The organism is Microcystis sp. M_QC_C_20170808_M9Col (genome assembly GCF_007095495.1).
Lineage (GTDB): Bacteria > Cyanobacteriota > Cyanobacteriia > Cyanobacteriales > Microcystaceae > Microcystis > Microcystis aeruginosa.
Genome location: NZ_SFBZ01000316.1, coordinates 1 through 10,036, shown reverse-complemented (window position 1 = coordinate 10,036; position 10,036 = coordinate 1). Strand labels below are relative to the sequence as shown.

7 protein-coding genes are annotated in these 10,036 nt (G+C 40.8%); 4 read left to right on the top strand and 3 right to left on the bottom strand.

What is annotated here, in order from left to right; translation table 11 throughout:
• Positions 1-466: 466 nt before the first annotated feature.
• Positions 467-1,165 (bottom strand): hypothetical protein, encoded by a 699-nt coding sequence (locus EWV68_RS20140; protein ID WP_287170844.1) that lies wholly within the window; start codon positions 1,163-1,165, stop codon positions 467-469.
• 388 nt (positions 1,166-1,553) lie between these two features.
• The gene (locus tag EWV68_RS20135; RefSeq protein ID WP_012267108.1) at positions 1,554-2,267 is read right to left on the bottom strand and encodes a 2OG-Fe(II) oxygenase; all 714 of its coding nucleotides are present in this window, start codon (positions 2,265-2,267) and stop codon (positions 1,554-1,556) included.
• 262 nt (positions 2,268-2,529) lie between these two features.
• Between EWV68_RS20135 and EWV68_RS20130 the strand changes: the two genes are divergently transcribed.
• From EWV68_RS20130 to EWV68_RS20115, 4 genes are read left to right on the top strand one after another with little or no spacing between them, the layout of a single operon-like run.
• Positions 2,530-2,889 (top strand): CU044_2847 family protein, encoded by a 360-nt coding sequence (locus EWV68_RS20130; RefSeq protein ID WP_287170842.1) that lies wholly within the window; start codon positions 2,530-2,532, stop codon positions 2,887-2,889.
• Positions 2,890-2,906: 17 nt separating this feature from the next.
• Positions 2,907-4,886, top strand: a complete 1,980-nt coding sequence (locus tag EWV68_RS20125; protein ID WP_287170840.1) for a VMAP-C domain-containing protein — start codon at positions 2,907-2,909, stop codon at positions 4,884-4,886.
• A gap of 8 nt (positions 4,887-4,894) precedes the next feature.
• A complete protein-coding gene (locus tag EWV68_RS20120; RefSeq protein ID WP_287170839.1) occupies positions 4,895-5,914 on the top strand; it encodes an AAA family ATPase in 1,020 nt (339 codons plus the stop codon).
• Entirely contained in the window at positions 5,907-8,519 is a 2,613-nt protein-coding gene (locus EWV68_RS20115) for a formylglycine-generating enzyme family protein (protein ID WP_287170837.1), read from the top strand. The genes EWV68_RS20120 and EWV68_RS20115 overlap by 8 nt, the downstream gene beginning before the upstream one ends.
• Before the next feature lie 379 nt (positions 8,520-8,898).
• Here EWV68_RS20115 and EWV68_RS20110 read toward each other — a convergent pair whose 3' ends face one another.
• On the bottom strand, positions 8,899-9,552 hold the full coding sequence (locus EWV68_RS20110) for a calcium-binding protein (protein ID WP_287170836.1): 654 nt from the start codon (positions 9,550-9,552) through the stop codon (positions 8,899-8,901).
• Between the last annotated feature and the right edge of the window lie 484 nt (positions 9,553-10,036).

Genomic DNA, 10,036 nt, shown 5'->3' with positions numbered 1-10,036 from the left:
TGATAATTGACCACTGTTACATTTGGTAAATCGAGGAGTTGATCAAAATTTATCCACATAACCCACCTCCTGTTCTGTTTTACTATTATACCATGCTCACACAGAACCTAGAAGAGCCAACAGTACCATATAGGATAAGCTGCCCGCGTATTTAAATTGCTGGTTGAGATGAGGCAAGAGTCAACAGGAAAGGGATTGGGGGAGATTCAGCTAATTTCTAAGCGCGAGTAGAGATAAAAATAAAGCCATTGCATTACAGCACTCGGTAAAGTTTCCATGAAATTAATTTCTAAGCGCGAGTAGAGAGTTAAACGAGGAACTAAAGCAGGGGAGCTGCTGAAGTTCGCCGGAACTTGGCAAGGCAACGACTGGGAAGAGTGCCTCGAATTCATCCAGGAAACTCGTTCTCAAGCTCAATTCTAAGTCTTATTACAAGGCTACAAGGCTGTTCCATGTTTCCTTCTATTTATTGAATTTTAACATTTAATTTATAGGTGGCATTGCCACGAGTTCCCCCTACAATTATTTCATAATTTCCAGTAGCCGGTAATTTTAAACTAGATTGGGTAGCTTCTGTTTTCAAAATTTGCCCATTCGGTGCAATCACATCGAATACGGCATTATTTTCTAATGCTGTAATTTTCAGATCCATTCTCTGTCCTTGATTCGCTCTTAATAAATAAATATTTCGACTCCCTCGAACAACCGATTGATTAACTGTAGTGGTATTAGTTCCTGGTGCAAACCGAATTTGAGACACTAAACAAGGTTGTTTTTGATAAACGACTCGTCCCGTATTCAAAGAATCTGAAGTTAACGTCCAGGTTTCTTGAGTTGTTTGAGTATCTAACTCAATTTTTGTCTTGATATTTAAGTTTAACTGATTCCCATTTTTCCTTCCTTGTAAGGTTTGAGTATAGGAACTATAATAAGATTCTTGTTCATTATGAATCGTAGCTTCTACCCGACCCGTGACTTGATTTCCCTGAATATAAATCCTCGCCGTAGAATCCAGATCATCATTAGCGACTGAAAAACAATAACCTTGAATCGAATAAGCGCTAGACGCTTGAGCAACTTGTCGGGGTGGATGATTTGCCATCCCAGGTGTAACATTCAGTAAACTTGCCAAAATGACTACATATCTTAATAATTTCATCATCATAACTGACTCATGGTTAAAGCTTGATTGATCACTGATGCTAAATCCAGTGATTAAAGACTGATTATCTATTCCTCCTTTTGCCTCTTGCCTCTTGCCTCTTGCCTATCCTGATATCTAGCCTATACTCAACGGATTTAGTATGATTACTGGTAGTTTCCATTCAATTAATTTCTAAGCGCGAGTAGAGAGCTACCAGACGGTTCACTCCGTCCGTTGTCAGGCATTCCGCTCAAATTTTTTTTGCCCTTCCATTTTCCACCCCAATTCATTTGCCCGTCTCGTCCCTTGTTACCGCGTTGCCAGCATCCGATCGTGAGCCACGCAACGTTCGGGTTGCCGGTAAAATGGCGAGGTTGGCAATGCCTGTCCTTGTGTCGCTTGTGTCGTCTCACGCAGGATTGGGTTTGCGAGGATAGAGCTGCTCGGCGCGGTTGAACAAGATCCAGCTGGTCAGAATGTACTTGTCGTGCGACTCGGGCACATTGCCGCGATGGGTGTGGGTAAAACCGGCGGGAGCGATCACCATCGTCCCAGAGGTCGGCTTGAGCTTCCGTTCTTGGTACAAGAACTCCGTCTCACCACCGCGCTCTACATCGTTCAGATAGAACATAAACAAAAGGACGCGATGGAGCGTCTCAGCAGCTGGGTCGCGAGGATAGATTTCCGAATGCCAGTAGTAGTAACCACCGAGACTCTTCGAGTATTTCTGAACGTTGATCGCTCCCGGTCGAAACACTCTGAACAAATACTCGCCGAGTTCTAGGTCCGATGCCGCCCCAACATCCGAAGCTGTTAACGGCCTGACCAGTCCGGTAGCCGGCTCTTGCAAGCTCAATGCAAACGCACTCGTGATCAGATATGGATACTTGCGAATGTACAACATCAGGTGACGCAGTGTGCTGTCGAGTATCTGACTGTGCAAATCGCTCCACTCGGAGAGGCCTGTGATGGTGATGTCGGTGCTGTTCTTCTTAGATTTGTCGACTCCATGACCGATCCGTCCATCCGACTTGCGGTTGCTGGCTTCGAAACGATGCCTGATCTCTTCGCACAATTCTCGACGTAAAGCACGTTCGTAGATCTCGATAAAGTCAGTTGTCATTGCAGCTTTCCCACTCCAAAGCCCCAGATACATTCGCACGCGGTCACGGATTCCATCTAGTTAGTGATTATAACAGGTTTGCGTTGCATCGAGAGCTTTGCCTGTATCCGGAAAAAGGCAGATGTACGCTGATGCAAAGGTAATAATGCTGACTTTCAACCGAACACTTGGTAAAGAGATATAATTAGGTATGAGAGCAAAAAGATGGAGTTGTGATTGATTAAGTCTGGGCAACCGCAATAAAATAAACAGGAGAATTTTTATGAATCGTTTAGTGGAATTTACCTCGGATGAGGGAACGATTTACATCGAGGTGGATGAAAAGTTACCCTTACCCAAACCGAAACCAGAAGATGAACTTATTAGCCGAACAGATGAAATAGCTGTTAAAGCCGCTCAATCTTTTGAAGACGCATTAAATGGCATAAAACCGGTGGCAAATGCCATAATTAATAAGGTTAAAAGTTTGAATGAACCAGCCGATCAGGTAGAGGTAAAATTCGGGATAAAAATGACTGTTGGGCTAGGGGCTATTATTGCATCTGGCAGCGCCGATGTTAACTATGAAATTACCCTAAAATGGGATAACAAGGAAAAAAATAAGCAATCATCTACTCAATGAGGACTTAGATAAAAATAATGGTTGCATCTCTAGAATTTTCTGTGGTCAGAATTTATAAGCAACGAAACAAGAAAGATGATAAAATAGAAATTGTTGGGGCAGGATTTCTAATATCATCAGAATACTTGATTACCTGCGCTCATGTTGTTAATCAATCAATAGGAGAAAAAGATGTAACATCTACTAAGAAACCCACTGACATTATTGAGTGTGATTTTCCTATAATTGCATCGGGTACATCTTTAGAAACAACCGTAGAGGTTTGGCATCCGGTTAAATTTAACAGCAATGATCCGCAGGATATTGCTATTTTAAAATTAAAAGATTCAGTTTCTTTACAAGCTCAACCAGTTTCTTTAATTACCTATAAAATAGGAGATTTATCTGATCATAATTATAAAGCTTATGGTTTTTCCAGAAACGAAGGTGTCTGGTCTGATGGTAAGATAATAGGTCATATTGCTAACAACAAAATTCAGATAGAAGATAATAAAAGCACGGGATATGCTGTAGAAGGTGGGTTTAGTGGGACAGCTATCTGGGATGAGCAATTGGGGGGAGTAGTGGGGATGGCAGTAATGGCTGATAAGGAAAAAATGTTTGCAAAATCTGCATTTTTTATTCCTACTAATGTTCTTTTAAAAGCTTGGAATAAGTTGCTAGATATAGCACAAATAGAAGGAAAAATTCCTGATATTATCTCCTCGATTAGATGTGTATTTGAAAACAAGAATTGTCAAGATCAACTTAATACAGCTTATGAAAATTTAGTAATTGAAGTGAGGGATCATTTAGTGGATTTACCTAGAAAAATTCCTTCCTCTTGGTCTGATTTTATAGAAATACTCTATCAATTAGATGAAAGACATTTTACCTATACTTCTCAATCAAAATTTTCTTGGCTAGAAATATTTATTGTCTATTTAGTTATTCAGTTAAACTCAACAGATGCTCTGGCAAAGTTATTAAAAGAATGGCTAAAAAAATATCAAACAAAATGGGAAGTTTTAATCAATACTTTAGAGAATAATCTTAAGCAGCGATCGCTAAATATTGCTCAAAAATCAACAGACAAAAATCCCTGCTTATTTGTTAGCCTTACAGAGGAAAACAAATCTTTAATGCTGAGAGCTTGGATTGTTAAAGATATCAACAATTATCATCCCACAGAAAAAGCTCCTCAAAAACGTGGAGAATATCAATCTTTAACCCCCAATGAAGGAATAAGTCTGGGCAATCATCTCCAAGAAAATGAATTGATTAATCACCTGAAAAAATTTAAACGACAATCAGAAAATATCTGTCAATCTTCCCTAGAAAAAGTTCAATTTTTTCTTCCCTATAGATTTATTGAAAAAGAGATTAAACCGATTGATTTATTTTCAATTGATGAAGTGGCAACAGCTACAGGCTGCGATCCTCATCATTGGGGAATCGATCATGAGATAATCATGAGATTTTCAGAACGAATAACAGCCGAAAATATCAATAATCAACAAACCTATTTATGGATCAAAAAATGCCAACTTTTTCGGAATATACAGCAGCAAAATCTGACCCAAATTTTAAAGTGTGAAGAAGAAATCAAAGAACTGATCGAATCAAACAATCAGCAAACAGTTATTTTTAAAAAACCTCTGGCAAATAATGACCATCCGAATAAAATACTCAAATATCATAAATTTAACAATGTTATCGGTTCAAGGTTAACTAATCTCAGTCAAGAAAACTCCTTAGAGTTAAAAAATATTCTAGCCATTTTATACGAAACTGGAATCCCTTTATCTCTGTGGATACGACCCGATGCTAACCCAGAACTTAACTGTCAGGAAAAATTAGACCCTATCTGTCAATGTCCACTAGAAAAATTACCAGAAATAATTAAAAATAGACGTTCCGCCGCTTGGTTAGAAGATAATCATATTGGGAATCATCTATCATTACTTTGGGATGACTATCAGCTTGTTCCCCCCAACTATCCACTTTTGATGCCATAAATTGAATCATGAAAGACTGGAAAATTTTTACAGGAAATCAGGATCCCACAGACGCTTGGACATTACCCGACCCTCCCAGCTGGCGACCTTTTGGCAAAGAAAAGCAACCGGGAGAAAGTCGTCGTAAGCATCGGGGAGAAACCTTTCTAGTGCGCGAAGAAGAAATTAAAATGGTCAATGCAGCCTTGTATTTACGGCGACCTTTATTAGTAACAGGCAAACCAGGGACAGGAAAGTCATCTCTTGCCTATAAAGTCGCCCAGGAATTAAAATTAGGAGAAGTATTATACTGGCCGATTACCACCCATACTACCCTAAAAGATGGACTTTATAACTATGATGCGATCGGTCGGTTACAGGAAGTTAAATTACTGGAACGAGAGCAAAAAGAATTAACCCCAAAAGAACGAAAAGACCAATTAAAACAGATTGAAAAATATATTACCCTTGGACCGTTGGGAACCGCACTATTAAAGTCGGAAAAGCCAAGAGTACTGTTAATTGATGAAATTGATAAGAGTGATATCGATTTACCCAATGATTTACTCACCTTATTTGAAGAAGGACGCTTTGAAATCCCCGAATTAGTTAGGCTAAAAGAAGAAGTCCCAAGCGTTGAAGTACGAACTGCTTATACCGATACAACCGACGTTACCCAGAAAGATATAAAAACACCTATAAATGATGGTTTAGTTATCTGTAAGGCTTTTCCTTTTGTGATTTTAACTAGCAATGGAGAACGAGACTTTCCTGCACCTTTTTTGCGTCGTTGTCTCCGTTTAACCATGAAAGAGCCAGAGAAACCCGACTTAATTAAAATAATTGAGGCACATTTAGAAGAAACAATTACTAACAATCCAGACATCGATAAACTGATTGATAACTTCATTCAAAAGCGCAATTCACAAACCCTAGCCACGGATCAATTACTTAATGCTATTTTTATGGTCAAAAAAGGAGCTATATCAACTCAAGATGACCTCATTAGTCAACTTTTGAAAGATTTGGGGAGGGTAGAAGATGAGTGAATCACCATCCAATTCATCAATTAAAAAACTATTAGATTATCTAGAGCAAACAGGACTACTCGAACGGTTACAACTCAGTGATGAAGATGTAGCTGATAGTATCTGGTTGGCCTTACAAATGGGTGTTGAAGACTTGCAATCACCGCCAATATTTCCAGAAAATAAACAGCCAATAGATTCATCAACTTCTAATCAAATAGAGGAAAATTTAGAGAATATTCCAGAAGATAACCTATCAAAATCCCAGCCAAATGTCGATGTTATTACCGAAGAATCTCTACCCAAAGAAATAGAAAAACCCACCCCAATCCAAGGCTTTCCTTTTCAAGTTCCTGCTGCTCCTGCATTACAGACAGCACTCCCGATTAGTCGCGCTTTGCGTCCTTTCATGGGAAAAGTTCCCTCAGCAACTAAAACGATTTTAGATGAAGAAGCAACCGCTTCTTTTATTGCAGAAAGGGATATTTGGATACCCGTGACTAAACCCCAACCGGAACGCTGGTTAACCCTCGAATTAGTAGTAGAAGAATCTAGATCCTCTTTCATTTGGCGAGAATTAATTAATGAGTTACAAAATCTCTTAGAAAATCAAGGAGCATTTAAAACCATCAGAGTTTGGCAACTATCAACCTCAAATAATCAAGAATTACAGTTAGTAAGACGCAGAAAAAAAGGTAAACCGGGACAACGTTATCACCCCCATAAAGAACTTATTCATCCCAGGGGACGGGGATTAGTTTTGCTAGTAAGTGATTGTGTTTCTCCTCTCTGGCAAAAAGCCTTAATTCATCCTTGGTTAAAAGATTGGTCAGAAAAACAACCCACCGCTATTCTGCAACTTTTCCCCGAAAGATTATGGAATAGTACCCAACTAGGACGGGGACGTAAACTCTTCACCACTGCTTTAACTGCTGGTGTTCCCAATCCGAAATTAATCTTAAAAAATTATCCCCAATGGCTACCGATTAACTGGCAAAATACCCTTCTTATTCCCGTAATCACCTTAGAAATAGAAGTCCTCAAACAATGGGCAAAAGTTGTCGCCGGGTCAGGTAATGCTCAGATTTCCGCTTTTTTATTTGATTTAGAATTTATTAAACAACAAATTATTGAAATTCCCCCTATATCCAGAGAGGAAAATAAGCAAGACAGCGAAGATAAAAACAGCATTAAAAATAAGGCCGAGGCAATGGTCGAGCGATTTTTTGCCACCGCGTCAGAACCAGCCAAAAAACTAGCAAAAATGATGGCAGCTGCCCCGGTAAGTATGCAGGTCGTCAATCTTATTCGTAAAACTCTTTTAAACGAAGTGCGTCCCGTTCATGTGGCAGAATTTTATATGGGAGGTTTATTAAAACCGATTGTAGAAAATGAAGAAGGACAGTATCGAGTCTATGACTTTTTACCCGGGGTACGTCAAGTATTAAATGATGCTATCGGTAGGCGACAAACTATCAAGGTACTCGATGCTATTTCCCAATATATTGCCGGGGAAATTAAAAGTCCTATCCGCAGTTTTGCCGCTTTATTAACCCTATTACCCACCTATCCCCGAGAACAAAGAGAAAAAATTCTTCCCTTCGCTCAAGTCAGCATCGAAGTCTTACGCAATCTGGGGGGAGAATACGCAGAATTTGCCGAAGAAATCGCCGTTAATATTTCTAATCCCCCTCCAATCCCTCAATCCTCGCCACCTCCCTTAAAAACCCGTACCTTTGAATTTACCCTGGCAACCATAGAACGTCAGTCTCAAAGTCGTTTTGAACCAGAAAAATGGGTAATTAAAAAGGAAAAAAGGCAAGCAGAAGGCATTGTCGAAAAACTAGCCGAGGGAGTCGAATTGGAATTGATGGAAATCCCCGGCGGCACATTTATGATGGGAACCGAAGACGGGGAAATTGCAAGACTGGTGAAAAAATTTGGTTGGGATGGATTTAGACGAGAAAAACCCTCACACCGAGTAACCGTTTCCTCTTTCTACATGGGGCGTTATCCCATCACCCAAGCTCAGTGGCAAGCTATCGCCGCAACCGCTAAAATAGACATCGACCTAGAGACAAACCCTTCTCACTTTAAAGGGGATGAGCTACCCGTAGAAAGAGTCAACTGGTATCAAGCAACGGAATTCTGTAAACGACTATCAAGGGAAACAAAACGGGAGTATCGGCTACCGAGTGAGGCAGAATGGGAATATGCCTGTAGAGCGGGGACAACAACCGCCTTTCACTTTGGGGAAACGATAACGGCAAATTTAGCTAACTATCGAGCTACTGAAACCTATGCCGATGAACCTACAGGAGAATATCGACAACAAACGACTCCCGTGGGACAGTTCCCCCCAAACGCTTTTGGATTATACGATATGCACGGCAATGTCTGGGAATGGTGCGCCGATACTTGGCACCCTAACTATGATGGTGCGCCGACGGATGGCAGCGCTTGGATAGAAAATGGGGCTGATAATCGTTCTCCATTGCGGGGCGGTTCTTGGTACGACCTTCCGTCTTTCTGCCGTTCCGCTTACCGCAGCAACCGCCGCCGCCGCGTCCTCATTCTCAGCAACGACGGTTTTCGTGTGGTGTGCGGTGCTGGGGGGACTTTATAACCGTTTTTCTCTTTTTTTCCCTTTTTTTCCCTCATTCCCTATTTTTCATTTTTCCCTTTCTTTCCCGCCCTTAGGCGGGTCGATTTTGTAGGGGCAAACTGCGTTCGCCCAGAGCCAATATTGAATTAAGCAAAAAATTAAATTTTGTTCATTTATAGAACTTAAGTAGTTGGTTATATAGCGTTTCTCGCATCTGTGCGGCACACTTAAACCTTTGCTGATTAAGCTGTTCAGGATCGGGAATGTACCTCTTGTGAATCAGAAACGCTATATCTCCAAATGTTGATTATTATTTGCGGAACAATAAAAGCACAAGCACAGAAAACGGGTTTCTTAAAGAAACTCGTTTTCTTTATAGAAACCAACCTACGAGGCGATGCTAAACAAATTGAAAGTAATAACTGGTTAACGCAATACTGGTGTTATCTTGAACGACTCCAATTAAGTCACCGCTTTGATAGATGGCTGTATCTAAAGCAGAACTACCAAACCCCAAATTTGCATACGATAGGCTAAGTGAACCACTCTTAATTTGAATATAATCGTTTGCCCCGTTATAGTCAGTAATAAGGGCATAGCCAGCACCTTGATAATAGTTACCAGCACTTTCACCTAGTACAAAAATGTCCCATCCAGACCCTCCAGCTAAGGTGTCATACTCAAGACTGTTAAAAGCTCGAGATGTAGAGCCGGTTAAGCGATCATCACCATCACCACCACTTAGACTATCATTCCCGAATCCCCCTAATAAGGTATCATTCCCTGATCCCCCTAATAAGGTATCGTTTCCCGATTCTCCACCTAAATAGTCATTGCCAGTTCCCCCATCTAAATAATCGTTGCCATTCCCTCCCCATAGGGTATCATTTCCCGACCATCCATAAAGATAATCATTGCCGTCGCCACCGTCAATATAATCATTGTTGGTATTACCCCAGATGGTATCATTGCCACCATAACCATAGGCATAAAGTTGTTGACTTCCCGTATAGTTGTAGTAGTTTGCAAGATTTGTACCGTAGTAAGTAGCCATGACTTAATCCTCCTGTCTAGTTGTAGATAATGGCCAATATGCACTCTACCCCCCCCAGACTGTATCATAAGCTACATTTTAATAAATCTTTACATTTATCTCCCCGGCCGGGGATACCCTAGTGGTGCTGAGAACTCTTGAAAGTTTTTCTGTACAAGGATTTGCAGTCAGACTGGGGGGTGTCAAAAGGAGCGGCCGTATGAGATGCTCAACTTTCCCAACTTCAAGTTATCCCCACACCAGATACTCTCCTCTTAGTGCGATCGCTGCTTGGAGCCTGTGCATTAACAAACTATACTGCCTATCGGAAATTTTAGGACAAATGCTCGAACTGGCAACTCCAGCACTCCCGTACAATCTTAACGACCCACATTCCGCACCCTAAGTGTCACATAAGCTGTCCCCCTCCAGAGACTTGAGTAAAAATACTTAGCTGGTGAAGGTTTTCTCGGTGGCCGTTAGGGGGAGCTTGAGACCCCTAATT

What these genes read in the sequence shown, in the direction of transcription:
- EWV68_RS20135 (WP_012267108.1), bottom strand. Translation starts at nt 2,267, where the DNA reads ATGACAACTGACTTTATCGAGATCTACGAACGTGCTTTACGTCGAGAA.
- EWV68_RS20125 (WP_287170840.1), top strand. Translation starts at nt 2,907, where the DNA reads ATGGTTGCATCTCTAGAATTTTCTGTGGTCAGAATTTATAAGCAACGA.
- EWV68_RS20130 (WP_287170842.1), top strand. Translation starts at nt 2,530, where the DNA reads ATGAATCGTTTAGTGGAATTTACCTCGGATGAGGGAACGATTTACATC.
- EWV68_RS20120 (WP_287170839.1), top strand. Translation starts at nt 4,895, where the DNA reads ATGAAAGACTGGAAAATTTTTACAGGAAATCAGGATCCCACAGACGCT.
- EWV68_RS20140 (WP_287170844.1), bottom strand. Translation starts at nt 1,165, where the DNA reads ATGATGATGAAATTATTAAGATATGTAGTCATTTTGGCAAGTTTACTG.
- EWV68_RS20115 (WP_287170837.1), top strand. Translation starts at nt 5,907, where the DNA reads ATGAGTGAATCACCATCCAATTCATCAATTAAAAAACTATTAGATTAT.
- EWV68_RS20110 (WP_287170836.1), bottom strand. Translation starts at nt 9,552, where the DNA reads ATGGCTACTTACTACGGTACAAATCTTGCAAACTACTACAACTATACG.